Genomic DNA, 24,349 nt, shown 5'->3' on the forward strand with positions numbered 1-24,349 from the left:
TTAACAGGCCAAAAAGCTGATGGGAGAGGACTGAATGAGCAATGACGGCGTGAATGCAGGCCGGCGTCGCTTCTTGGTAGCAGCCACATCCGTGGTGGGTGCTGCAGGAGCGGTGGGGGCTGCGGTCCCGTTCGTGGGGTCATGGTTTCCCAGTGCCAAGGCGAAAGCCGCAGGTGCACCGGTGAAGGTGAATGTCAGCAAGATCGAGCCAGGCCAGCAGATGATTGCTGAATGGCGCGGCCAGCCAGTATTCATCGTTCGTCGTACCGAGGAAATCCTGGGGAATCTGAAGAAGATCGAGGGCCAGTTGTCTGACCCCGAGTCCAAGAATTCCGACCAACCCGCCTACGCCCAAAACGAAGTGCGTTCGATCAAGCCAGAGATTCTGTTGCTGGTCGGTCTTTGCACACACCTGGGTTGCTCGCCGACCTTCCGCCCGGAAGTCGCGCCAGTGGACCTGGGCAAGGACTGGGTCGGTGGCTATTTCTGCCCTTGCCACGGTTCCCACTACGACCTGGCCGGTCGCGTCTACAAGTCCCAGCCTGCTCCGTTGAACCTGCCGGTTCCGCCGCACAACTACGAATCTGACGACGTTATTGTCATTGGTGTCGATAAGGAGAGCGCGTAATGAGCAAGTTCATGGATTGGGTGGATGCGCGCTTCCCCGCTACCAAAATGTGGGAAGACCATCTCAGCAAGTATTACGCGCCGAAGAACTTCAACTTCTTCTACTTCTTTGGTTCCCTGGCATTGCTGGTACTGGTCAGCCAGATCGTTACCGGTGTCTGGCTGACCATGAGCTACACCCCGTCGGCGGAAGAAGCGTTTGCCTCCGTCGAATACATCATGCGCGACGTCGAGTACGGCTCGATCCTGCGCCTGCTGCACTCCACCGGCGCTTCGGCGTTCTTTATCGTGGTCTATCTGCACATGTTCCGTGGCTTGCTCTACGGCTCGTACCAGAAGCCGCGTGAGTTGGTATGGGTGTTCGGCATGCTGATTTACCTGGCGCTGATGGCAGAGGCCTTCATGGGCTACCTGCTGCCGTGGGGCCAGATGTCCTACTGGGGCGCCCAGGTGATCATCTCGCTGTTTGGTGCGATCCCGGTCATCGGTAACGACCTGACGCAGTGGATCCGTGGTGACTACCTGATCTCCGGGATTACCCTGAACCGCTTCTTTGCCCTGCATGTGGTGGCCTTGCCGATCGTGATTCTCGGCCTGGTGGTGCTGCACATCCTGGCGCTGCACGAAGTGGGTTCGAACAACCCGGACGGCGTGGATATCAAGAAGCACAAGGACGAGAACGGCATTCCGCTGGACGGCATTCCATTCCACCCTTACTACACCGTGAAAGATATCGTCGGCGTAGTGGTGTTCCTGTTCGTGTTCTGCTCGATTGTGTTCTTCTTCCCGGAAATGGGCGGCTATTTCCTCGAAAAGCCGAACTTCGAACAGGCCAACGCATTCAAGACCCCGGAACACATTGCCCCGGTCTGGTACTTCACGCCGTTCTACGCCATTTTGCGGGCAATCCCCGACAAGCTCATGGGCGTGATCGCCATGGGTGCGGCCATCGCCGTGCTGTTCGTGTTGCCATGGCTCGACCGTAGCCCGGTCAAGTCCATGCGCTACAAGGGTTGGCTGAGCAAGATCTGGCTGTGGGTGTTCTGCATTTCGTTCGTGATCCTGGGTGTGTTGGGCGTACTGGCGCCGACCCCAGAGCGCACGTTGCTGTCGCAGGTCTGCACCTTCCTGTACTTCGCCTACTTCATTCTGATGCCGTTCTACACCCGGCTCGAGAAGACAAAACCGGTTCCGGAAAGGGTGACTGGCTGATGAAAAAATTATTTGCTGCATTGATTCTTGCTGCCCTGCCGGTATTGGCCTTCGCGGCCGAGCACGGCGCAGAGCTGGAAAAAGTCGACATCGACGTTTCTGACAAGGCCGCCATGCAAGACGGCGCCCGTACGTTCGCCAACTACTGCATGGGCTGCCACAGTGCCAAGTTCCAGCGTTACGAGCGGGTTGCCGATGACCTGGGTATCCCCCATGAGCTGATGCTCAAGAACCTGGTGTTCACCGGTGCCAAGATTGGCGACCACATGAACATCGGCATGCAACCGGCCGACGCCAAGGCCTGGTTCGGGGCTGCGCCGCCCGACCTGACCCTGGTAGCGCGCGTACGTGGCACCGACTGGCTGTACGGCTACCTGAAATCGTTCTACGAAGACCCTACACGTCCCTGGGGCGTGAACAACAAGGTCTTCCCGAACGTCGGTATGCCTAACGTGCTGGTCGGCCTGCAAGGGCGCCAGGTGGTAGGATGCAAGCAGGTTCAAGTCGTGGAAAACGGCAAGAAGCAATATGACCCGCTGACCGGCACGCCGTTGACCCATGAGGCCTGTGATCAACTGACCATCGTGCCCAAGAGCGGTGCGCTGAACGAGGAGCAGTTCGACGAGAAGGTCAAGAACCTGGTGACCTTCCTGGCGTACTCCGCCAACCCGGTCAAACTGGAGCATCAACGCATCGGTACCTATGTGTTGCTGTACCTGGCTTTCTTCTTCGTATTCGCTTATTTGCTCAAGCGTGAATACTGGAAGGATGTGCATTGATCCAACCTTAGGCAATTGCTGTTAATCTTGCGCGCCCAGCGACGTCTCTGAACGGGTAACGCTCTGGTTGATCCAGGTGTTACGAGAGATGCTTTCTGGGCGCGCTCGTTTTTGAGCTTTCGATAATTTCAACAAGCGAGGAGGACCGCCATGGGCGTGACCAACCGGTTGGCCTGTTACTCCGACCCCGCCGACCACTATTCCCACCGAGTACGCATCGTACTCGCAGAGAAGGGTGTCAGCGCCGAGATCATCAGTGTGGAGGTGGGTCGTCATCCGCCGAAACTGATCGAAGTGAACCCTTACGGCAGCTTGCCCACCCTGGTCGATCGTGACCTGGCGTTGTGGGAGTCAACCGTGGTGATGGAATATCTGGATGAGCGTTACCCCCATCCACCTTTGCTGCCGGTGTATCCGGTGGCGCGTGCCAACAGCCGCCTGCTGATCCATCGGATCCAGCGTGACTGGTGCGGGCTGGTGGATCTGATTCTGGATACACGCAGCAAAGAAGCTGCCCGTGTGCAGGCGCGCAAGGAATTGCGCGAGAGCCTGACCGGGGTTTCGCCGCTGTTCGCCGACAAACCTTTTTTCCTCAGTGAGGAACAAAGCCTGGTGGATTGCTGCCTATTACCCATACTCTGGCGTTTGCCGATTCTGGGCATTGAACTGCCGCGGCCTGCCAAGCCGCTGCTTGATTACATGGAGCGCCAGTTTGCGCGTGAGGCTTTCCAGGCAAGTCTGTCTGGCGTCGAACGTGATATGCGCTAAGGCTTAAGGAGCCGTTGATGAACTCCAGTCGACCTTACCTGGTCCGCGCGCTCTACGAGTGGATTGTGGACAACGATTGCACCCCGCACATGCTGGTCAATTCCGAGTTTCCTGCGGTGCAGGTACCACAAGGTTTTGCCAGTGACGGACAGATTGTCCTGAACGTTTCGCCCAGTGCCGTACGCCAACTGCACATGGACAATGAAGCGGTCAGCTTTGAAGGGCGTTTTGGTGGGGTACCCCATACGCTCTATGTGCCCATCGGCGCGATCCTGGGGATTTATGCCCGGGAAAATGGCCAGGGCATGGTGTTTGATCTGGAGTCGTCCCTTGAAGACGACGAAGCGATTGAAATTGAAGATGATCTGCCGCCACCAGATTCCGAGCCACCGCGCCCTAGCGGCCGGCCGAGCTTGAAAGTGGTGAAGTGACAAAACATGCGCCTGCGGGTATGTGTTGAAAGTGCCCCGGCTTAGGCTGGGGCATTTTTTTGCGCGCGATAAGCTTTGGGCAAATCATCCAGAGCGGTGATCGTACAACCCGCTTGGGCTATGATGCCCCTTTGAATCATCGAGATAGTTGCCTGCCCATGGAAAACCCCAGCACAGCCCCGCGTCTTCCCCGCAAGCGCCGTAGCCTTGCCCAGGAACTGGTCACGGTGTTGTCCGAGCAGATCCGCGATGGTCAGCTCAAGCGTGGCGACAAGCTGCCCACCGAGTCAGCGATCATGGAAGCCCATGGGGTCAGCCGCACGGTGGTGCGCGAGGCAATCTCGCGGCTGCAGGCAGCTGGGCAGGTGGAAACCCGGCATGGCATCGGCACCTTTGTGCTGGATACGCCGAGCCCCAGCGGGTTTCGCATTGATCCGGCGACCGTGGTCACGCTGCGTGATGTACTGGCGATCCTCGAGTTGCGCATCAGCCTGGAAGTAGAGTCCGCCGGCCTCGCGGCCCAGCGTCGCAATGACGAACAGCTGGCAGCAATGCGCGCAGCCCTCGATGCGTTGAATGAAAGTGCGGCGCACGCCAGCGATGCAGTGGCCTCGGACTTCCAGTTCCATCTGCAGATTGCCTTGTCCACCGGCAACCGCTACTTCACCGACATCATGACCCACCTGGGCACCAGCATTATCCCGCGCACCCGCCTGAACTCAGCGCGCCTGGCCCATGACGACCAGCAGCACTACATGAGCCGCCTGAGCCGTGAGCACGAAGAGATTTATGAGGCGATTGCCCGCCAGGATTCGGATGCGGCGCGGGCGGCGATGAGATTGCATTTGACTAATAGTCGAGAGCGGCTGCGCCAGGCTCATGAAGAGGCGCAGGCGCAGCGCGGATAATTCGATGCCTGCCAGGAAGGCATGTCACGCCAAGAAAAAGTCGATTTGGGTAACTTCACCATTGTTGATATGGAAGTTCTTGCCCAGGACCAGGGCCGGCGGGTCACCATCAAGTTGAATGGTGTCACCAATATTGGGTAGGTCCACAGGATCGATGTTCTGCGTCGATGCCTTGGAATTATTGGATTTGGATTTAAATGTGCATTTTTTTTCGGTAGCCATGGTGTGCCTCACTGGTTGTGGATGAGTAAAGGGCCTCCAAGGTGACTGCACCTGCTGCATGTGCTGAGGTAACCCGGCGGTCGCACCCAATCTAGGGGCAGCGAGCCGGTCGCCGATACTGTCAGAATTCACAGTGACGACGAACGGTCCCCTGTGTACGAGTCATCCGCCCACAGGGGAACTATGGCTACCTCAAGGCTGCGGCTTGTTCGGCTTGTAATCCTTAAGCAACAGATACGTACTCCACCCCCACCAATCATTGGTCCAGTGCTTGTCGTTCAGGTTGTTGACGTCCTTGCGCCGCAACACCTTGTCGCCCTCAGCCTTGAACAGTGGCGAAAAGTTGTTCGCCGGGTTGTTCGCCGCATTCAGGTCCGGCACGTGCAGCGGTGCCTTGAACGTGGCCGGGGAGGGCGCGATACCGCTGATGTACGCGTCGAAGATCTCATCGGCCGAAGACTGCACCGCACGCTTGACCTGGGTGCGGTTGGCGGCGTCATTGCTATCGAAATAGCGTTTGTCGCCATAGGCATGCCACTCATCGCCCAGGGCATTGCGTACATTGAGCCCGAACTTGCTGTCTTCATCGTGCATAAAGCGGCTGATCAACGACCCCAGTTCACCCGGTGTCACCACGGCCGCCAGTTGTTTGCGTGGGACGCGCAGGTGCCCTGCGGAAAACAGGTCGGTCAAGAAGTGATCAGCAAAGCTGTTCATGGCGTAAGCCAGTTCCAATTGCTGGCCACTGCCGCTTTGGTGGGCCACGACCGCTTGTTGCAGGGCGGCGGTATGCCCGGCTAGGTAGGCAGACAGCGCCCATTCGCCGAAATGGTCGGCATTATCGGCCGCCAGCTTCAGGTAGCGCCCCAGGGGAACCATGGCTGAAACCACGCTGCCACCGCCAGTGATGCGGTTCCACTCTTCGGACAACGTATCTCCTAGTGCGTCGTAGGCCTCATGGGGTTGCTTGCCATCCTGTATGGCCTGCTTCACTGCGTTGATCTCTTTTTGCATGACTGCGAGGATTTTGCCCGCTTCCTCCCGTGACGCCGGCAAAGTCGCCAGCGAGTTAAACGCGGCGATGAAACGCTGCACACGCTCGGTGGGTGACGCACCGTCACTGATGGGCTGGCCGGGAATCCCGTAGAAATCGCCGCCCAGGGCAATGATCTGGCCATAGGTCAGGGCCAGGCCGTTGGGCAGGTGCAGTTGGACTTTTGCCCCAGCAATTGCTGGCTTGCCCGGGACAAAACGCAGCAGGGTCTCGTCGCCAATGGCGGTGTGCTCGCCGCCTTCGAAGCGTAGGGCGGGGATAGGGTTTTCGGTGTTGATCGACTTTAGTTCTGACATGTTAGCTCCTTGCTATGTCGTATGAATCTTCCTTGATAGCTGTATGTATATACAGCTGTCACAAGCATAGAGGAATAATTTCCTACGTCAAGGCGCTCTCAATAACCGACCGCAAAACCCTGGCAAGCCGACGAAATAACATTGACGGATGATTTTATAGTTGTACGATGACGTACAACATTAACAACAACTGTTCATCGATAGTCTTTACCCAGGGTGTTCGAATAATGAATCCACAAGAACTGAAGTCCATCCTCTCCCACGGTCTGCTGTCTTTTCCGGTGACCGATTTCAATGCCCAGGGCGATTTCAACCAGGCAGGCTATATCAAACGCCTGGAGTGGCTGGCCCCTTACGGCGCCACAGCCTTGTTCGCAGCGGGCGGCACCGGTGAGTTTTTCTCCCTGGCGGCCAGTGAATATTCCCAAGTGGTGAAAACCGCAGTGGATACCTGCGCCACCAGCGTGCCGATCCTCGCCGGTGTTGGCGGCTCTACTCGCCAGGCCATCGAGTACGCCCAGGAAGCCGAGCGCTTGGGGGCCAAGGGTCTGCTGCTGTTACCGCACTACCTGACCGAAGCCAGCCAGGACGGGGTTGCCGCCCACGTCGAAGCCGTGTGCAAGTCGGTAAAAATCGGCGTGGTGGTCTACAACCGCAACGTCTGCCGCCTGACCGCGCCGCTGCTTGAGCGCCTGGCCGAACGTTGCCCGAACCTGATTGGCTATAAGGATGGCCTGGGCGATATCGAGCTGATGGTGTCGATCCGCCGTCGCCTCGGTGATCGTTTCAGCTACCTGGGCGGGTTGCCGACCGCAGAGGTTTACGCCGCTGCCTACAAGGCCCTCGGCGTGCCGGTGTACTCCTCGGCGGTCTTCAACTTCATTCCTAAGACCGCAATGGACTTCTACCACGCGATTGCCCGGGAGGATCACGCCACCGTCGACAAGATCATCGACGACTTCTTCCTGCCTTACCTGGACATCCGTAACCGCAAGGCCGGCTACGCCGTAAGCATCGTCAAGGCGGGCGCAAAAATCGCCGGCTATGACGCAGGCCCGGTGCGCACCCCGCTCACCGATCTGTTGCCAGAAGAATACGAAGCCCTGGCCGCGCTGATCGACAAGCAAGGCGCGCAGTAACCCATTAATAAAGCCGCTGAGTGATCAGCGGCTTTTTGCGTAAGGAGAAGATGCGTGTCCCAAGCCAAGCGTTTTGACAACTACATCGGTGGCCAGTGGGTGGCCGGTGCTGACTACTCAAGCAATATCAACCCGTCGGATCTGTCGGATGTCATCGGCGATTTCGCCAAAGCCGACGTGGCTCAGGTCCACGCCGCTATCGACGCCGCCCGCGCGGCGTTCCCGGCATGGTCGACCTCCGGTATCCAGGCCCGGCATGACGCCCTGGATAAAGTCGGCAGCGAGATCCTCGCGCGCCGCGAAGAGCTCGGTACGCTGCTGGCCCGCGAAGAGGGCAAGACCCTGCCGGAAGCCATCGGCGAAGTGACCCGTGCCGGTAATATCTTTAAATTCTTTGCCGGCGAGTGCTTGCGCCTGTCCGGTGACTACCTGCCGTCTGTACGCCCGGGGGTCAACGTCGAGGTCACGCGCGAAGCCCTGGGCGTGGTGGGCCTGATCACCCCGTGGAACTTTCCGATTGCGATCCCCGCCTGGAAAATCGCCCCGGCCCTGGCCTACGGCAACTGCGTGGTGCTCAAGCCGGCAGACCTGGTGCCCGGCTGTGCCTGGGCCCTGGCCGAAATCATCTCCCGTGCAGGCTTTCCCAGTGGTGTGTTCAACCTGGTGATGGGCAGCGGCCGGGTAGTGGGCGATGCGCTGGTCCATAGCCCGAAGGTCGACGGCATCAGCTTCACCGGTTCCGTGGGCGTGGGCCGGCAGATCGCGGTCAGTTGCGTTTCGCGCCAGGCCAAGGTGCAGTTGGAAATGGGTGGCAAGAACCCGCAGATCATTCTCGACGATGCCGACCTCAAGCAGGCTGTCGAGTTGTCGGTACAGAGCGCGTTCTACTCCACCGGCCAGCGCTGCACGGCATCCAGTCGCTTTATCGTGACCGCCGGGATTCATGACCAATTCGTCGCCGCAGTGGCTGAGCGCATGCAGTCGATCAAGGTTGGCCATGCCCTGCATGCCGGGACCGACATTGGCCCGGTGGTGTCCCAGGCCCAATTGGACCAGGACCTGAAGTACATCGACATCGGCCAGGGCGAAGGCGCGCGGCTGGTCAGCGGTGGTGGCCTGGTGACGTGTGACACCCAAGGCTACTTCCTCGCGCCGACTCTGTTTGCCGACAGCGAAGCCGCTATGCGCATCAGCCGTGAAGAAATCTTCGGCCCGGTGGCCAATGTGGTGCGCGTGGCGGACTACGAGGCAGCACTGGCCATGGCCAACGACACCGAGTTCGGGCTGTCGGCAGGCATTGCCACCACCTCGCTCAAGTACGCCAACCACTTCAAGCGCCACTCCCAGGCCGGGATGGTGATGGTCAACCTGCCGACGGCGGGCGTGGATTATCACGTTCCCTTCGGGGGTCGCAAGGGTTCATCCTACGGGTCGCGTGAGCAAGGTCGCTATGCGCAGGAGTTCTACACCGTGGTGAAAACCAGCTACATCGGTTCGTAAACGCAATACATGTGAGAGCAGGCTTGCCTGCTCCCACAAAAAAGCAGTGCGCAGCACCAACACGACAATTACCCGCAAAAAAAATAATTAGTGGGAGTACATCTACATGCAAGCGACCAAGCCGACGCACGTCCGTTATTTGATCTTGCTCATGCTGTTCCTGGTGACCACGATCAACTACGCCGACCGTGCCACCATCGCCATCGCAGGTTCCAGCCTGCAAAAAGACCTCGGCATCGACGCCGTCACCCTCGGTTACATCTTCTCTGCTTTCGGTTGGGCCTACGTGGCCGGGCAAATTCCCGGCGGCTGGCTGCTCGATCGTTTCGGCTCGAAAAAAGTCTATGCCTTGAGCATCTTCACCTGGTCGCTGTTCACCGTGCTGCAAGGCTATGTCGGTGAGTTCGGCGTCTCCACCGCCGTGGTTGCGCTGTTTATGCTGCGCTTTCTGGTCGGCCTGGCCGAAGCGCCATCCTTTCCCGGCAATGCGCGCATAGTCGCGGCCTGGTTCCCAACCGCCGAGCGCGGCACGGCTTCGGCGATCTTCAACTCGGCGCAGTACTTCGCCACTGTGTTGTTTGCCCCGTTGATGGGGTGGATCGTCTACAGCTTCGGCTGGCAGCACGTATTTATCGTGATGGGCGTGATTGGCATCGTGTTCTCGCTGATCTGGCTGAAAGTGATCTACAGCCCGCGCGAGCACCCGCTGATCAATGAGGCTGAGTTCAAGCACATTGCCGCCAATGGGGCGATGGTCGATATGGACCAGGACAAGGCCAAGGGTAAGAAAACCGACGGGCCGAAGTGGGATTACATCCGCCAGTTACTGACCAACCGCATGATGCTCGGCGTGTACCTGGGCCAGTACTGCATCAACGGCATTACCTACTTCTTCCTTACCTGGTTCCCGGTGTACCTGGTGCAGGACCGCGGCATGACCATCCTCAAGGCCGGCTTCATCGCTTCGCTGCCGGCGATCTGCGGTTTTATCGGCGGCGTGCTGGGCGGGGTGATTTCCGACTACCTGCTGCGCAAGGGCCACTCCCTGACCTTCGCACGCAAGGCGCCGATCATTGCCGGTTTGCTGGTCTCCAGCAGCATCATTGCCTGCAACTATGTGGATGTGGAGTGGATGATCGTGGGCTTCATGGCTCTGGCCTTCTTCGGTAAAGGCGTTGGCGCACTGGGTTGGGCGGTGGTGTCTGACACCTCGCCCAAACAAATCGCTGGCCTCAGCGGCGGCTTGTTCAATACCTTCGGCAACCTGGCTTCCATCACCACGCCTATCGTGATCGGCTACATCATCAGCACCACCGGTTCGTTCAAGTGGGCCCTGGTGTTCGTCGGCGCCAATGCGCTGGTGGCAGTATTCAGCTACCTGGTGATCGTCGGCCCGATCAAGCGCGTGGTGCTCAACGAGCCACCGAGCAAAGGCCCTGAATTGACTAACCTTTCCCAAGCGCAATCCTGAAGGGGCCGTGTGATGCAGTTGATTGAACATGCCGACTCGCCGCGCTCCATTCGGTTGCACGAGCGCGACAACGTAGTAATCGTGGTCAATGACCAGGGTGTGCCAGCCGGCACCGAGTTCCCGGATGGCCTGGTGACCGTGGAGTTCATCCCCCAGAGCCATAAGGTGACCCTGGAAGATATCCCACAAGGTGGTCAGATCATTCGCTATGGCCAGACCATCGGTTACGCCTTGCAACCGATACCACGCGGCAGTTGGGTCCAGGAGGATCAACTGCGCATGCCCACCGCACCGCCGCTGGACAGCCTGCCGCTGTCCACCGAAGTGCCCGAGGCCCAGGCGCCATTGGAAGGTTTCACCTTCGAGGGCTATCGCAATGCCGATGGCACCGTGGGCACGCGCAACATCCTCGGCATCACCACGACCGTGCAGTGTGTGACCGGCGTGCTGGACCATGCCGTCAAGCGCATCAAGGACGAGTTGCTGCCCAAATACCCGAATGTCGATGACGTGGTGGCACTGACCCACAGCTATGGTTGCGGCGTGGCCATTACCGCCACCGACGCCTATATCCCGATCCGCACCGTGCGCAACCTGGCGCGCAACCCGAACCTGGGGGGCGAAGCCCTGGTGATCAGCCTGGGCTGCGAAAAGCTGCAAGCCGGGCAGGTGATGCACGACAACGACAGCTCGGTGGACCTCAGCGAACCGTGGCTGTACCGCTTGCAGGACGCAAGCCATGGGTTCAGCGAAATGATCGAGCAAATCATGGAACTGGCCGAAACCCGGTTGAAGAAACTCGACCTGCGCCGGCGGGAAACCGTACCGGCCTCGGAGCTGATCCTGGGCATGCAATGCGGCGGCAGCGACGCGTTTTCCGGGATCACCGCCAACCCGGCGCTGGGCTACGCGTCGGACCTGTTGCTGCGGGCCGGGGCGACGGTGATGTTTTCCGAAGTGACTGAAGTGCGCGATGCCATTTACCTGCTGACCTCCCGCGCCGAAACCCAGGAGGTCGCGCGGGAACTGGTGCGGGAAATGGACTGGTACGACCGCTACCTGGCCAAGGGCGAGGCCGATCGCAGCGCCAACACCACGCCGGGCAACAAGAAGGGCGGCCTGTCGAACATTGTCGAGAAGTCCCTGGGGTCTATCGTCAAGTCCGGCAGCAGCGCGATCAATGGCGTGCTGGGGCCGGGCGAGCGCTTCAAGGGCAAAGGCCTGATCTTTTGTGCGACCCCGGCCAGTGATTTTGTCTGCGGCACCTTGCAACTGGCGGCGGGGATGAACCTGCATGTATTCACCACCGGCCGCGGCACGCCCTACGGGTTGGCGATGGCGCCAGTGGTGAAGGTTTCGACCCGTACGGAATTGGCCCAGCGCTGGCCGGACCTGATCGATATCGATGCCGGACGGATCGCCACCGGGCGTGCGACCATCGAGGAACTGGGCTGGGAGTTGTTCCATTTCTACCTGGATGTGGCCAGCGGCAAAAAGCAGACCTGGGCCGAGCAACATAAGCTGCACAATGACATCACCTTGTTCAATCCGGCGCCGATCACCTAGCCCAGGTCAGGACAGGGCGCCGATCAAGGCCTGCAGATGGGGGTAGACCTGCTGCGGGCTGGCCGCGCGAAGGATGTGCCCGCTCATCTCGGGCATGGGGTGGCGGGTGTAGTAGTCCGCACACACAAAACCGTCGACCCAGCCATCGACATACACCTGGTGGTCTGAGCGGGCATCGCCGACGATCAGCGCCCGGCTCTTGAGCCTGCCGCTTTCGCGCCACCGTCGCACGATCCGGCTTTTGCCGGTACCGGGGTTGATCAGCGGCGAAGGCCGGGGGCACAGGGCCCGCGAACCGGCCCAGAACAGGCGGTTGGCGAGCACGTTGCGGGTGTCGATATCCAGCGAGCGGGCAATCGGGGCGATCCATTCGGTGTAGCCGCCAGACAGGATATGCACCTGCACGCCCTCGCGCTGTAGGTTGTGCAGGGTCAGCATCAGGGCCGGGTCGAGGCTGCCAATGACCGTGTCGACGTAGCGCTGGATATGCTGGCGGCGGATGCGCGGGATAACCTTGATCAAGGACAGCAGTTCCCAGGCACTGGCGCGACCGGCCAACGCCTTGGACGCGATCAGTTGCAGTTGCTCCAGCATGGCTTGCCCAGCGGGGCTGTCGCCAATCGCCGACTGGATGATCGCAAGGGTGCTTTCGTGGTTCACCAGGGTCTGGTCAAAGTCGAAAATCACATGGGTAGTGCCGGTTGCGGTCATGGGCGTGCCTGCGCATCGAGCTGGCGATAGCGGTGTTTGTCTTCGCGGGTCCACGGGGTGGCCGCAATGCCCAGGTGTTGGGCGATGCGGGCCTGGATTTGGTCTGCAAAGGCCTGGCCGCTTTGCTGCTCCTGGCGTTCGCAGCGTTCCAGGTAGCTCATTTCACAGATCATCCAGGGCATCGTCAGCAAGCGCAGGAAACTTGCCAGGCCAGAGGCATGCAGTGGGCTGGCGACCAGGCCGAAGGGCAGAATCAGGCGCCCGGCCAGGGGCACGACGGGCAAGCCGCGGCTCAGCAGCCCCGCGCGAAAGCGATACAAACCCCGGCCGTTGTTAATGGTCGCTTCGGGAGTGGTGTAGAGGGCGGTGCCTTGCGGGTTGGTGCGCAGTTTATGCAGGTTACGGGAGAATGCCTTCTTATCGGCACCGTTCCAGAACTGTCCGCCCGAGCATTTGAGCAACAGGAAGGCGGTGAAGGTGATAAAGCGGTTGTAGCCACTGGCCGCCACGAGTGTCGCGCCTGGCATCGCGAGGATGGCGAATGGATCAATCACGCTGACGTGATTGGCGGCCACTACGCAGCCGTCGGTGATCAGGGCGATTTGCCGCGATGAATGGCTGCAACGGATGCGAATGCCCATTATCCACAGGAGCCCTCGATACATCATGGGCCTGGCAGCCAACGGAAGCGGCCAGGCGAGCAGGCTCACCACGACCATCGACAGCAGGCGCAGGCCCGCCAATACGCAACCAAACGGCAGGTAGACCTGGCGTCGCAAGCAGCGGTAGGCCCAGGTTTCCCGGGTGCACAGGCCCGCTACTGAGTGAAGGGGGTCGGGTGGAGGCAGAATGTTTTTCACGGGGATGTTGCTCAGTGATGGTTTTGGTCAGGCCAGCTTGGTGTGTTCGGCGGTTTTCATCCGGCGCGAAAACCGGTCGATGCGCGCTAGGTTGGCAGGGCTGATTTCCCTGAACCGTTCGCGGGTAAGATCAATCTTCACGTGGGGGCCGTAAGGGGTTTCAATCACTTGCCCGGCCAGTTGTGGCGCGTGCAAAAACGCCCGGTTCATTTCCAGTGCGCGGTGGTGCCGGATATTGGTCAGGGTGTAGATCTGCTCGAACCCCAGGTGCTCAAAGCCGTATTCAAGTGCCAGGTGGATGGCAATAAAGGGGTAGGGCGTTCCCCAGTATTTCTTGAGGAAACGGTTGCCGAAGTTGATGCCGTATTCTTTTTGCGCGAACCCGGCATAACCGATAAAAGGGCCTTGCAGGCCAATGCTCACCGCCCAGCGTGACCAGTTTTGGTCGGTAATTTCTTTTTTGAAGGTGGCGATTTCGTTGGCGGCGGCGGTCATGTCCCGGGTGGTGCCGGCGGAAATGAATTTCATCGCCTCGGGGTCACTGAGTAGTTCGGTGTAACCCGCAATGTCCTCATCGTCCCAGCTTCTGATATGCACATTGTGTAAATGGTTGACGGATCTACGCATGGGGCCCCCCTGGAGTTATTCAGTTGTTACAGGAGGGGGATTTTCAGGGGCGGCGTTACTGAAGCGGAGGTGTGGATTCTCGTTAGTGCGTGGGAGCTTGTGCAGTGCTTTGTGGGACGGGTGAACCCCGGCCGGGATAGTGGGATTACCTCCTACGAAGTAGCCACAGTTCCCAATTCTGGACTTTTTTAGTTCGTGTTTATGTTTCGAAATCCAATATCAACAGTGCAGCCCACTGCTTTATCATGACGATTCCCTGAAAACAGGACTTAGCATGCTCGCCATTTTCCTTGCGACGCTCACCATCACTGCGCCGGTGTTTGCCATGCTGTTCCTGGGGGTGCTGCTCAAGCGCATCAACTGGATCAACGACAATTTTATCCACACCGCGTCAGCCCTGGTGTTCAACGTCACCATGCCAGCGTTGCTGTTTCTGGGGATATTGCACGCCGACCTGCATTCGGCGCTCAAGCCAGAACTGCTGATCTATTTTGCCGTGGCCACGGTCGCCAGCTTCGCCCTGGCCTGGGGCTGGGCGATTTTCCGTTGCCCGCGGGAAGACCGGGGCATTTATGCCCAGGGCGCGTTTCGCGGGAACAACGGGGTGATCGGCCTGGCACTGGCGGCCAGCATGTACGGCGACTACGGGATTTCCCTGGGGGCGATCCTCGCGGGGCTGGTGATCCTGTTCTACAACACCCTGTCGACCATTGTGCTGGCGGTGTACAGCCCGGTGATCAAGTCGGACCCGTGGAGCATCTGCAAGAGCGTACTGGCCAACCCGCTGATCCTCAGTGTGATTGCCGCCACGCCGTTCGCCTATTTCCAGATCGGCCTGCCCAGTTGGCTGGAAACCTCCGGGAGGTACCTGGCCGACATGACCCTGCCCCTGGCATTGATCTGCATTGGGGGCACTCTGTCCCTGGCGGCCTTGCGCCAAAGTGGCAACATGGCGTTGAGTGCCAGCCTGGTGAAAATGATCGGTTTGCCGCTCGTGGCCACCGTCGGGGCCTGGCTGTATGGCTTCCGGGGACCGGAGCTGGGGATTCTGTTTTTGTATTTTGGCGCGCCGACGGCCGCCGCCAGCTTTGTCATGGCCCGTGCGGCCCAGGGCAACCATGAGTTGGCGGCGGCGATCATTGTGATCACTACCCTGATGGCGGCAGTGACCACCAATATCGGGATCTTTGTGTTGCAGGCCGGTGGCTGGATCTGAAATGAGTGGTGTTTTTTAGGGCCTATCGCGGGCAAGCCCGCTCCTACACTTGGGGGTGTTCACCACTAATTGTGGGAGCTGGCTGATACGTCTCAATCACTTCCTGCGCCGCCCGAAACGCATCAATCGCCGCCGGCACACCGGCATACACCGCGCAATGCAGCAACGCCTCGCGAATTTCTTCGACAGTACAGCCATTGTTCAGCGCGCCGCGCACATGGCCCTTGAGCTCCTGCGGGCACTTCAAGGCGGTCAATGCCGCGAGGGTGATCAGGCTGCGGGTCTTCAGCGGCAGGCCTTCACGGTTCCACACCCCGCCCCAGGCATGTTCGTTGACGAAGTCCTGCAACGGCTGGGTGAACTCGGTGGCATTGCCCAAGGCGCGGTCGACAAATACGTCGCCCATGACCTGGCGACGCATTTGCTCGCCGGATTTCGGTTGATCGGTCATTGCGACTCCCTCTTGTGGTGTTGGCGGCGCCAGGCCCGCAGCGAAGTGAACAACAGGAAAGCCACCAGCGCTGGCAGGACGTAGTACAGCATCAGTTGTTCGAGTTTATTGGCCAGCGGCATGCCGGTGGTGAACGACACCACGTGCAGCCCATACGCCAGGTACAGCCCCAGCAGCAGCAAGCCTTCGGCGCGGGTAATGCGGTAGCCGGTGTAAAACACTGGCAAGCACAACACCACCACGCCGAGCATCACCGGCAGGTCGAAGTCCAGGGCATTGGGCGATACCGACAAGGGCGACGGCGCCACCAGCGCGGTAAAGCCCAGTACCCCCAACAGGTTGAACAGGTTACTGCCGATCACGTTACCCACCGCAATCTCCCGTTCGCCGCGCAGGGCGGCGATCAGGGACGTGGCGAGGCACGGCAGAGAGGTGCTGACGGCAACGATGGTCAGGCCGATCACCCGTTCGGACAGGCCCAGGTCGCTGGCCACTTCCACGGCCGCCCCCAGCAGCAGATGCCCGGCGAATACCAACAGCGCGAGCCCGCCGATCATCCACAGCAAACTGCTCAGCCACGGCGCTTGCACTACCGTGTCGCGGGTCCGCGGGCGGCGCGAATGGCGGGTCTGGTACAGCAACAGCGCGAGGTAGGCGAGCAGGGCTGCCAGTAAGGTCAGGCCGTCGAGCGGAGTCAGGGCCTCATCGCTGGCGAGGATGAACAGCAGCAGGCTGGCGCCGATCATCACCGGGATGTCCAGGCGCACCAGTTGCCGCGACACGCGCAGGGGAATGATCAGCGCTGAAAGGCCCAGGGTCACGAGGATATTGAAGATGCTGCTGCCGATCACGCTGCCCACGGCAATATCGGTATTGCCGGCCAGGGTGGCCTGCAGGCTGACGGCGATTTGCGGCGCGCTGCTGCCAAAGGCCACGATGCTCAAGCCAATGATCAGCGGCCTGACCTTGAGGCTGGCGGCCAGGCGCACGGCGGCGCGTACCAGCATCTCGGCGCCGGCAATCAGCAGCAATAGGCCGCTGATCAGTTCAATCAGGCTCAGGGGCGAGAGGGCGCTTAATCCGAAAATGGCCAGGGCTCCGTCAGTCAGTTGTTCAGGGCTTGCACGCGCACGCGCGCGGTTCCGCTGCGCAGCATACCCAACTGCTCGGCGGCCTGGCGTGAAAGATCGATCAGCCGGCCACGGGTGTGTGGGCCGCGATCATTGATGCGCACCACCACGGATTTGTCGTTGGCCAGGTTGGTGACCTGCACCCGCGTGCCGAATGGCAGGCGCCGGTGGGCGGCGGTCATGGCGTGTTGGTTGAAGGGTTCACCGCTGGCGGTTTTTTTGCCGTGGTGCTTGGCGCCGTAGTAGGACGCTGTGCCGGTTTCGTCATAACCGTTGGGATCGATCAGGCCACTGGCGCAGCCGGTAAGCAGTGAAAACAGGGCGCAGAGGCCGAGTAGACGCTTCATTTTCAAGGTGTCCCCAAAATTGATATGGGAACCGACCTTTGTAGAAGCTGGCTTGCCTGCGATGCGGGCGCCTCGGTTTTTCAGATGCACCGAGGTGATGCTATCGCAGGCAAGCCAGCTCCTTCACAAGCCGGCTCCCACAGGGCGGCAACCGTTATCAGCCTTCGAGCTTGCTCTTGAGCAATTCGTTCACCTGTTGCGGGTTGGCCTTGCCTTTGGAGGCCTTCATCGCCTGGCCTACGAAGAAGCCGAACATCTTGCCGCGTTTGGCTTCGTCCGCTGCACGGTACTGCTCGACCTGCTCGGCGTTGGCCGCCAGCATTTCATCCAGCACGGCCGAGATCGCGCCGCTGTCGGTGACTTGCTTGAGGCCGCGTTTCTCGATGATCTCGTCGGCGCTGCCTTCACCGCTGGCCATGGCTTCAAACACGGTCTTGGCGATCTTGCCGGAGATGGTGTTGTCCTTGATGCGCAGCAACATGCCGCCCAACTGTTCGGCCGTTACCGGGGCTTCGTCGATTTCCAGGCCCTGTTTGTTCAACAGGCTGCCCAGTTCAACCATGACCCAGTTGGCGGCCAGCTTGGCGTCACTGGCAATGCTCACGACTTTTTCAAAGTAGTCGGCTTGCTCGCGGCTCGACGCCAGGACGCTGGCGTCATACACCGAAAGACCGAACTGCGCCTGGAAGCGCTCGCGTTTTTGCGGTGGCAATTCCGGCAGGGTCGCGCGCACGTCATTGAGGAACGAATCCTCGATCACCACCGGCAACAGGTCCGGATCGGGGAAGTAACGGTAGTCGTTGGCTTCCTCTTTGCTGCGCATGGCGCGGGTTTCGTCTTTGTTCGGGTCGTACAGGCGCGTCTGCTGGATCACCTTGCCGCCGTCTTCGATCAGCTCGATCTGGCGACGGACTTCGGTGTTGATCGCCTTCTCGATGAAACGGAACGAGTTGACGTTCTTGATCTCGCAGCGAGTGCCGTACTCGACCTGGCCTTTTGGCCGCACCGACACGTTGCAGTCGCAACGCAGGGAGCCTTCGGCCATGTTGCCGTCGCAGATGCCCAGATAGCGCACCAGCGCGTGGATGGTCTTGACGTAGGCCACGGCTTCCTTGGCGCTGCGCATGTCCGGCTCGGACACGATTTCCAGCAGTGGCGTGCCGGCGCGGTTCAGGTCGATGCCGGTGGCGCCATTGAATTCTTCATGCAGGCTCTTGCCAGCATCTTCTTCCAGGTGCGCACGGGTCACGCCGACACGTTTGATGGTGCCGTCTTCCAGGGGGATGTCCAGGTAGCCCTTGCCGACGATCGGCAGCTCCATCTGGCTGATCTGGTAGCCCTTGGGCAGGTCCGGGTAGAAGTAGTTCTTGCGCGCAAACACGTTGTGCTGGCCGATCTGGGCGTCAATCGCCAGGCCGAACATCACCGCCATGCGTACCGCTTCCTGGTTCAGTACCGGCAATACGCCAGGCATGCCCAGGTCTACCAGGCTGGCCTGGGTGTTGGGTTCTGCACCGAACGTGGTGGCGCTACCGGAGAAAATCTTCGATTGGGTGGCGAGCTGGGTATGAATCTCCAGCCCGATCACAACTTCCCATTGCATAGTGTTCTCCTCAGAAGCCGGTTGGGGTGCGAGTGTGCCAGTCAGTGTTCAACTGGTACTGGTGCGCCACATTGAGCAAGCGGCCTTCCTGGAAATACGGGGCGAGCAACTGCACGCCCACCGGCAGGCCATCGACGAAACCTGCAGGCATGGACAAGCCCGGCAAGCCCGCGAGGTTGGCGGTGATGGTGTAGAGGTCTTCAAGATACTCGGCGATCGGGTCACCGGTCTTGGCGCCGATCTTCCAGGCCGGGTTCGGTGTAGTCGGACCGATGATCACGTCGACTTCATTAAAGGCAGCCATGAAGTCATTTTTGATCAGGCGTCGGATTTTTTGCGCCTTGAGGTAGTACGCGTCGTAGTAGCCGGCCGACAGGGCGTAGGCACCGACCATGATCCGGCGCTGCACTTCCACGCCGAAGCCTTCGCCACGGGAGCGTTTGTACAGGTCGGTGAGGTCTTTCGGGGCTTCACAGCGGTAGCCGAAACGCACGCCGTCGAAGCGCGACAGGTTCGACGAGGCCTCTGCCGGGGCGATCACGTAGTACGCCGCAATCGCGTGCTGGTTGTTCGGCAGGCTGATTTCCTTGATCACCGCGCCGAGCTTTTCCAGCTCCTTGATGCTGTTGTGCACCAGTTCGGCGATACGTGGGTCGAGGCCGGCGCTGAAATACTCTTTCGGCACGCCGATACGCAGGCCTTTGAGCGAGGTATTGAGGCTGGCGCTGTAGTCCGGCACGGGTTCATCGATGCTGGTGGAGTCCTTCCCATCGAAGCCAGCCATGCCTTGTAACAATATTGCGCAGTCTTCGGCGCTGCGGGCCAGGGGGCCGCCCTGGTCGAGACTGGAGGCGTACGCAATCATGCCCCAGCGGGAAACACGCCCGTAGGTCGGTTTCAGGCCGGTGAGGTTGGTGAATGCGGCTGGCTGGCGGATCGAACCGCCGGTATCGGTGGCTGTAGCGGCCGGCAGCAGGCGCGCGGCCACGGCTGCTGCCGAGCCACCGGAAGATCCGCCGGGCACGTGTTCGAGGTTCCACGGGTTTTTCACTGCGCCGTAGTAGCTCGATTCGTTGGCCGAACCCATGGCGAATTCGTCCATGTTGGTCTTGCCCAGGGTCACGGCCCCGGCTTCGGCAAGCTTGGCGACCACGGTCGCGTCGTAGGGCGCCTTGAAGTTGTCGAGCATCTTCGAGCCGCAGCTGGTGCGGATACCCTGGGTGCAGAACAGGTCCTTGTGACCGATGGGCGCACCCAGCAGCGCGCCGCTTTCACCGTTGGCGCGACGGGCGTCGGCGGCCTTGGCCTGGCCTAGTGCCAGCTCCTCGGTGAGGCTGATAAAGCTGTTGACCTTCGGATCCAGCGCGGCGATGCGCGCCAGCAGGGTCTTGGTCAGCTCTTCGGAAGAAAACTTTTTGTCGGCGAGACCGCGGGCGATCTCGGCCAGAGTCAATTGATGCATTGCAGGCTCTTTCCCTTTAGTCGATGACTTTCGGAACCAGGTACAGGCCGTTTTCGACCGCTGGTGCGATGGACTGGTAGGCCTCGCGATTATTGCGTTCGGTCACGACGTCTGCGCGCAGGCGCTGGCTGGCTTCCAGTGGGTGGGCCAGGGGTTCGATGCCGTCGGTGTTTACCGCCTGCATCTGGTCGACCAGCCCGAGAATGCTGTTCAGGGCTGCGGTGGTCTGTGGAAGATCGGCTTCATTGAGGCCCAGGCAGGCCAAATGAGCGATTTTTTCCACGTCGGAGCGTTCAAGCGCCATGGGATTCTCCAGTGGAAAACAGAACGGAAGCTATCCGTGTGTTAGATTGTCGGAACACTACCGCATTTCTACGGTCATAAGGCCGCGATTGTGGGGTTAGGTGCACAGAAAGTCGGCCAATTTAGCACATTGGCGCCTTGCCCAAAATCCCTGTCGTTGTTAGAGTTTGCCGCACTTTTTTACCCACGCGTTGCCTAGGGTCCCTTTCCCATGTTCAAGAAACTGCGTGGCATGTTTTCCAGCGATCTTTCCATCGACCTGGGCACTGCCAACACCCTTATTTACGTGCGCGAGCGCGGTATCGTCCTGAATGAGCCATCGGTTGTGGCCATTCGGACCCATGGTAATCAGAAAAGTGTCGTTGCCGTGGGCACCGAGGCCAAGCGCATGCTCGGCCGCACACCTGGCAACATTGCCGCCATTCGTCCGATGAAAGACGGCGTGATCGCCGACTTCAGCGTCTGCGAGAAGATGCTGCAGTACTTCATCAACAAGGTTCACGAAAACAGTTTCCTGCAGCCCAGCCCTCGTGTGCTGATCTGCGTACCGTGCAAATCCACCCAGGTGGAGCGTCGGGCCATCCGTGAATCGGCCCTTGGTGCCGGTGCCCGCGAAGTGTTCCTGATCGAAGAGCCAATGGCTGCTGCCATCGGTGCCGGCCTGCCGGTTGAAGAGGCGCGCGGTTCGATGGTGGTGGATATCGGGGGCGGTACCACAGAAATCGCCCTGATTTCCCTCAATGGCGTGGTGTATGCCGAATCCGTGCGGGTTGGCGGCGACCGCTTCGACGAAGCGATCATCACTTATGTGCGTCGTAACTACGGCAGCCTGATCGGCGAATCCACCGCCGAGCGCATCAAGCAGGAAATCGGTACCGCTTACCCGGGCGGCGAAGTGCGCGAAGTCGATGTTCGCGGTCGCAACCTGGCCGAAGGCGTACCACGTGCCTTTACCCTGAACTCCAATGAAGTGCTGGAAGCTCTGCAAGAGTCCCTGGCCACCATCGTTCAGGCAGTAAAAAGCGCGCTGGAGCAATCGCCGCCGGAGCTGGCTTCCGATATCGCCGAGCGTGGCCTGGTGCTGACCGGTGGTGGCGCCTTGCTGCGTGACCTCGACAAGCTGCTGGCCCAGGAAACCGGTCTGCCGGTGATCGTCGCCGAAGACCCGCTGACCTGCGTTGCCCGTGGCGGTGGTCGTGCACTGGAAATGATGGATAAACACACCATGGACCTGCTCTCCAGCGAATAAGATCGTTGGTTGCACCATGTTTCGCCAACAGGCAGCACTTTGCAGTGCTGCCTGTTGGCGTTTATCTTCTTCAATCTGCATCCAGGCCGGTTTGATGCCGTATGAATAAAGAGAATATCTGCCCGGGAGGAGCGGCCTATTAAACCGCTCTTCACTAAAGGCCCCTCATTGGGCGTGCGCTTGTTGGTGCTGGTCGTGCTATCGGTCGCGCTGATGGTGGTCGATGCCCGCTTCACACTGCTCAAGCCAGTGCGTAGCCAAATGTCGCTGGTATTGATGCAGTCCTACTGGATCACCGACCTGCCGCAACGGCTATGGCAAGGCGTGGCCAGCCAGTTTGGCAGCCGTACCGAGCTTGTGGCCGAAAACGAAAAACTCAAGACCGAAAACCTGCTGTTGCAGGGGCGCATGCAAAAGCTGGCGGCCCTGACCGAGCAGAACGTTCGGCTGCGCGAGTTGCTCAACTCTTCCGCGCTGGTCAATGAAAAGGTCGAAGTGGCCGAGTTGATCGGCATGGACCCCAACCCCTTCACCCATCGCATCATCATCAACAAGGGCGAGCGCGATGGTGTGGTCCTTGGCCAGCCGGTGCTCGATGCCCGTGGCCTGATGGGCCAGGTGGTGGAGTTGATGCCCTATACCTCCCGCGTGCTGCTGCTGACCGACACCACCCACAGCATTCCGGTGCAGGTCAACCGCAATGGCCTGCGGGCGATTGCCAGCGGCACCGGTAACCCGGAACGCCTGGAGTTGCGGCATGTGGCGGACACCGCCGACATCAAGGAAGGCGACCTGCTGGTCAGCTCCGGCCTTGGCCAGCGCTTCCCGGCAGGCTATCCGGTGGCGACGGTCAAGGAAGTGATCCACGATTCCGGCCAGCCGTTTGCGATTGTCCGCGCCGTGCCGACGGCCGCGCTGAACCGTAGCCGCTACCTGTTGCTGGTGTTCAGCGACACGCGTACGCCGGAAGAGCGCGCCAACGAAGCCGCCCAGGCCCAGGAAGCGCAGGACAAGCAAGACGGCACCACGACGCCGGTTATTCCGGCAACCGTACCCAAACCGGCGGCACCCGTGGCGACACCGGTTGCACCTGCCGCGCCTGCTGTGGCGACACCTGCCAAACCGGTGGCCCAACCGGCTCGGCCGGTCAAGCCAGCGGCGACTGCGCCAGCGGCGGCACCTGCACCGGCAACCACTCGACAAGGGGCGCAATAATGGCCGGCACTCATTCGCGCAATGGCTGGATGGTCTGGTTGACCTTTGCCATCGGCATGCTGCTCAGCGTTTCGCCGATGCCGCAATTCATGGAAATCCTGCGCCCGCTGTGGCTGGCGTTGCTCCTGGCCTTCTGGGCGCTGGCCCTGCCGCACAAGGTCGGCATGGTCACGGCCATGTGCCTGGGGCTGGCTGAAGATGTGATGTATGGCACGTTGCTCGGCCAGAACGCCTTGATTCTTACGCTGATTACCTTCCTGGTGCTGTCGTTGCAGCAACGCCTGCGGATGTTCCCGATGTGGCAGCAGTGCCTGGTGATCCTGGTGATCTTCGGCCTGGCCCAATTGGTGCAGCTGTGGCTTAGTGCCCTGACCGGCAACCGCCAACCGACCCTGGCGCTGGTCTTGCCGGCCCTGGTCAGTGCGCTGTTGTGGCCATGGGTCAGCTTCGGCCTGCGTGGGTTGCGTCGCCGCTATAAAATCAATTGAGTGGGTCGCGAGGCTCTGCCTGGTTATCGAACCCACAGGGAGAGTCTGCAATGCATGCACTTTATCTGGCCTCCGGCTCTCCTCGGCGGCGTGAATTGCTGACCCAGATCGGCGTGCCGTTCACTGTGGTCAGCGCGGCTATCGATGAAACACCCCTGGGCGACGAGTCGCCGGCGTCCTACGTCGAACGCCTGGCCCGTGGCAAAGCCGCCGCAGGCCTGGCGACACTGGCCGATACCGCCAATGCCTGCGTGCTGGGCGCCGATACCGCCGTCATCCTGGATGGCCGGATCCTGGGCAAGCCCCTGGACCAGGCCGATGCCCTGGCCATGTTGCTGGCCCTTTCTGATCGTGAACACGAAGTCCTCACCGCCATTGCCGTGCTCAGTGACCTGCGCTGCGAAACGCGTCTGGTCAGCAGCCGCGTGCGCTTTCGCCAGGTTTGCACACACGAGGCAACGACTTACTGGCACAGCGGGGAGCCTCAGGACAAGGCGGGCGGCTATGCTATCCAAGGCTTGGCGGCGGTATTTGTCGCCGGGCTAAATGGCAGTTACTCCGCGGTCGTTGGCTTGCCGGTCTGCGAAACAGCAGAACTGCTGGGCCATTTCGGCATACCCTGTTGGCAACACCTTTCCGTGCGCTGAACGCCTAACTCCAGCGCCATATTTAAGCGATCGGCCACTATTGTGAAAACGCCTGAACGAGACCCAG

General features: G+C 60.3%; 26 protein-coding genes. 15 read left to right on the plus strand and 11 right to left on the minus strand.

Going from position 1 to position 24,349, the window contains the following annotated elements:
- Window positions 1-34 precede the first annotated feature (34 nt).
- The 6 genes from petA (at window position 35) to AC19YY_RS00580 (ending at window position 4,725) form a co-directional block, all read left to right on the plus strand.
- On the plus strand, window positions 35-628 hold the full coding sequence (gene petA, locus AC19YY_RS00555; protein WP_038443372.1) for a ubiquinol-cytochrome c reductase iron-sulfur subunit: 594 nt from the start codon (window positions 35-37) through the stop codon (window positions 626-628).
- On the plus strand, window positions 628-1,839 hold the full coding sequence (locus AC19YY_RS00560; protein ID WP_500603755.1) for a cytochrome b: 1,212 nt from the start codon (window positions 628-630) through the stop codon (window positions 1,837-1,839). Before petA ends, AC19YY_RS00560 begins: the two co-directional genes overlap by 1 nt.
- Window positions 1,839-2,618 (plus strand): cytochrome c1, encoded by a 780-nt coding sequence (locus AC19YY_RS00565; protein ID WP_169950943.1) that lies wholly within the window; start codon window positions 1,839-1,841, stop codon window positions 2,616-2,618. Before AC19YY_RS00560 ends, AC19YY_RS00565 begins: the two co-directional genes overlap by 1 nt.
- Window positions 2,619-2,768: 150 nt before the next feature.
- On the plus strand, window positions 2,769-3,386 hold the full coding sequence (locus AC19YY_RS00570) for a glutathione S-transferase N-terminal domain-containing protein (RefSeq protein WP_027604841.1): 618 nt from the start codon (window positions 2,769-2,771) through the stop codon (window positions 3,384-3,386).
- A 17-nt stretch (window positions 3,387-3,403) separates the two neighbouring features.
- Window positions 3,404-3,817, plus strand: coding sequence for a ClpXP protease specificity-enhancing factor (locus AC19YY_RS00575; RefSeq protein WP_057438071.1), 414 nt, complete (start codon window positions 3,404-3,406; stop codon window positions 3,815-3,817).
- A 158-nt stretch (window positions 3,818-3,975) separates the two neighbouring features.
- Entirely contained in the window at window positions 3,976-4,725 is a 750-nt protein-coding gene (locus AC19YY_RS00580; RefSeq protein WP_169950939.1) for a FadR/GntR family transcriptional regulator, read from the plus strand.
- Between the two features lie 24 nt (window positions 4,726-4,749).
- On the opposite strand, the gene AC19YY_RS00585 is transcribed toward AC19YY_RS00580, so the two are convergent.
- Window positions 4,750-4,947, minus strand: a complete 198-nt coding sequence (locus AC19YY_RS00585) for a hypothetical protein (RefSeq protein WP_169950937.1) — start codon at window positions 4,945-4,947, stop codon at window positions 4,750-4,752.
- Between the two features lie 192 nt (window positions 4,948-5,139).
- Window positions 5,140-6,297: a phospholipase gene (locus tag AC19YY_RS00590; RefSeq protein ID WP_500603756.1), complete on the minus strand. Its 1,158-nt coding sequence runs from the start codon at window positions 6,295-6,297 to the stop codon at window positions 5,140-5,142.
- Window positions 6,298-6,524: 227 nt separating this feature from the next.
- Here AC19YY_RS00590 and kdgD point away from each other — a divergent pair, with 227 nt between their 5' ends.
- From kdgD to garD, 4 genes are all read left to right on the plus strand, one after another.
- Window positions 6,525-7,436, plus strand: coding sequence for a 5-dehydro-4-deoxyglucarate dehydratase (kdgD, locus tag AC19YY_RS00595; protein WP_029291893.1), 912 nt, complete (start codon window positions 6,525-6,527; stop codon window positions 7,434-7,436).
- A 54-nt stretch (window positions 7,437-7,490) separates the two neighbouring features.
- Window positions 7,491-8,936 carry an aldehyde dehydrogenase family protein gene (locus tag AC19YY_RS00600; RefSeq protein ID WP_170056728.1) on the plus strand — a complete coding sequence of 482 codons (1,446 nt, stop codon included), beginning with the start codon at window positions 7,491-7,493 and terminating at the stop codon, window positions 8,934-8,936.
- Between the two features lie 106 nt (window positions 8,937-9,042).
- Complete coding sequence (locus AC19YY_RS00605; protein ID WP_169950930.1) at window positions 9,043-10,407, plus strand: MFS transporter; 1,365 nt, start codon at window positions 9,043-9,045, stop codon at window positions 10,405-10,407.
- 12 nt (window positions 10,408-10,419) lie between these two features.
- Window positions 10,420-11,973 carry a galactarate dehydratase gene (gene garD / locus AC19YY_RS00610; RefSeq protein ID WP_170041735.1) on the plus strand — a complete coding sequence of 518 codons (1,554 nt, stop codon included), beginning with the start codon at window positions 10,420-10,422 and terminating at the stop codon, window positions 11,971-11,973.
- A 6-nt stretch (window positions 11,974-11,979) separates the two neighbouring features.
- Here garD and AC19YY_RS00615 read toward each other — a convergent pair whose 3' ends face one another.
- Genes AC19YY_RS00615 through AC19YY_RS00625 form a run of 3 tightly spaced genes read right to left on the minus strand, consistent with a single transcriptional unit; the run spans window position 11,980 to window position 14,171 of the window.
- A complete protein-coding gene (locus AC19YY_RS00615; RefSeq protein ID WP_500603757.1) occupies window positions 11,980-12,684 on the minus strand; it encodes an HAD family hydrolase in 705 nt (234 codons plus the stop codon).
- On the minus strand, window positions 12,681-13,544 hold the full coding sequence (locus AC19YY_RS00620; RefSeq protein WP_172312123.1) for a 1-acyl-sn-glycerol-3-phosphate acyltransferase: 864 nt from the start codon (window positions 13,542-13,544) through the stop codon (window positions 12,681-12,683). The genes AC19YY_RS00615 and AC19YY_RS00620 overlap by 4 nt, the downstream gene beginning before the upstream one ends.
- A 27-nt stretch (window positions 13,545-13,571) precedes the next feature.
- Window positions 13,572-14,171: a GNAT family N-acetyltransferase gene (locus AC19YY_RS00625; RefSeq protein ID WP_500603758.1), complete on the minus strand. Its 600-nt coding sequence runs from the start codon at window positions 14,169-14,171 to the stop codon at window positions 13,572-13,574.
- A 274-nt stretch (window positions 14,172-14,445) separates the two neighbouring features.
- Here AC19YY_RS00625 and AC19YY_RS00630 point away from each other — a divergent pair, with 274 nt between their 5' ends.
- Window positions 14,446-15,387, plus strand: coding sequence for an AEC family transporter (locus tag AC19YY_RS00630; RefSeq protein ID WP_169950919.1), 942 nt, complete (start codon window positions 14,446-14,448; stop codon window positions 15,385-15,387).
- A gap of 43 nt (window positions 15,388-15,430) precedes the next feature.
- Here the strand turns inward: AC19YY_RS00630 and AC19YY_RS00635 are convergent, their stop codons facing one another.
- The 6 genes from AC19YY_RS00635 to gatC all read right to left on the minus strand — a co-directional run bounded on the left by AC19YY_RS00635 (window position 15,431) and on the right by gatC (window position 20,684).
- Entirely contained in the window at window positions 15,431-15,838 is a 408-nt protein-coding gene (locus AC19YY_RS00635; protein WP_170041738.1) for a carboxymuconolactone decarboxylase family protein, read from the minus strand.
- Complete coding sequence (locus AC19YY_RS00640; protein WP_492634730.1) at window positions 15,835-16,884, minus strand: calcium/sodium antiporter; 1,050 nt, start codon at window positions 16,882-16,884, stop codon at window positions 15,835-15,837. The genes AC19YY_RS00635 and AC19YY_RS00640 overlap by 4 nt, the downstream gene beginning before the upstream one ends.
- Window positions 16,885-16,943: 59 nt before the next feature.
- Window positions 16,944-17,315: a septal ring lytic transglycosylase RlpA family protein gene (locus AC19YY_RS00645; protein ID WP_169950915.1), complete on the minus strand. Its 372-nt coding sequence runs from the start codon at window positions 17,313-17,315 to the stop codon at window positions 16,944-16,946.
- 157 nt (window positions 17,316-17,472) lie between these two features.
- A complete protein-coding gene (gene gatB, locus AC19YY_RS00650) occupies window positions 17,473-18,918 on the minus strand; it encodes an Asp-tRNA(Asn)/Glu-tRNA(Gln) amidotransferase subunit GatB (protein ID WP_500603759.1) in 1,446 nt (481 codons plus the stop codon).
- A 10-nt stretch (window positions 18,919-18,928) separates the two neighbouring features.
- A complete protein-coding gene (gene gatA / locus AC19YY_RS00655; protein ID WP_169950911.1) occupies window positions 18,929-20,380 on the minus strand; it encodes an Asp-tRNA(Asn)/Glu-tRNA(Gln) amidotransferase subunit GatA in 1,452 nt (483 codons plus the stop codon).
- Between the two features lie 16 nt (window positions 20,381-20,396).
- Entirely contained in the window at window positions 20,397-20,684 is a 288-nt protein-coding gene (gatC, locus tag AC19YY_RS00660) for an Asp-tRNA(Asn)/Glu-tRNA(Gln) amidotransferase subunit GatC (RefSeq protein WP_003216077.1), read from the minus strand.
- 210 nt (window positions 20,685-20,894) lie between these two features.
- Here gatC and mreB point away from each other — a divergent pair, with 210 nt between their 5' ends.
- The 4 genes from mreB to AC19YY_RS00680 all read left to right on the plus strand — a co-directional run bounded on the left by mreB (window position 20,895) and on the right by AC19YY_RS00680 (window position 24,282).
- Window positions 20,895-21,932, plus strand: a complete 1,038-nt coding sequence (gene mreB, locus AC19YY_RS00665; RefSeq protein ID WP_002555108.1) for a rod shape-determining protein MreB — start codon at window positions 20,895-20,897, stop codon at window positions 21,930-21,932.
- Between the two features lie 138 nt (window positions 21,933-22,070).
- On the plus strand, window positions 22,071-23,147 hold the full coding sequence (gene mreC / locus AC19YY_RS00670) for a rod shape-determining protein MreC (RefSeq protein ID WP_170041951.1): 1,077 nt from the start codon (window positions 22,071-22,073) through the stop codon (window positions 23,145-23,147).
- Window positions 23,147-23,635 (plus strand): rod shape-determining protein MreD, encoded by a 489-nt coding sequence (gene mreD / locus AC19YY_RS00675; RefSeq protein WP_169950909.1) that lies wholly within the window; start codon window positions 23,147-23,149, stop codon window positions 23,633-23,635. The genes mreC and mreD overlap by 1 nt, the downstream gene beginning before the upstream one ends.
- Window positions 23,636-23,685: 50 nt before the next feature.
- On the plus strand, window positions 23,686-24,282 hold the full coding sequence (locus AC19YY_RS00680) for a Maf family protein (RefSeq protein ID WP_169950906.1): 597 nt from the start codon (window positions 23,686-23,688) through the stop codon (window positions 24,280-24,282).
- Window positions 24,283-24,349 lie beyond the last annotated feature (67 nt).

The organism is Pseudomonas sp. MF09156 (assembly GCF_059862305.1).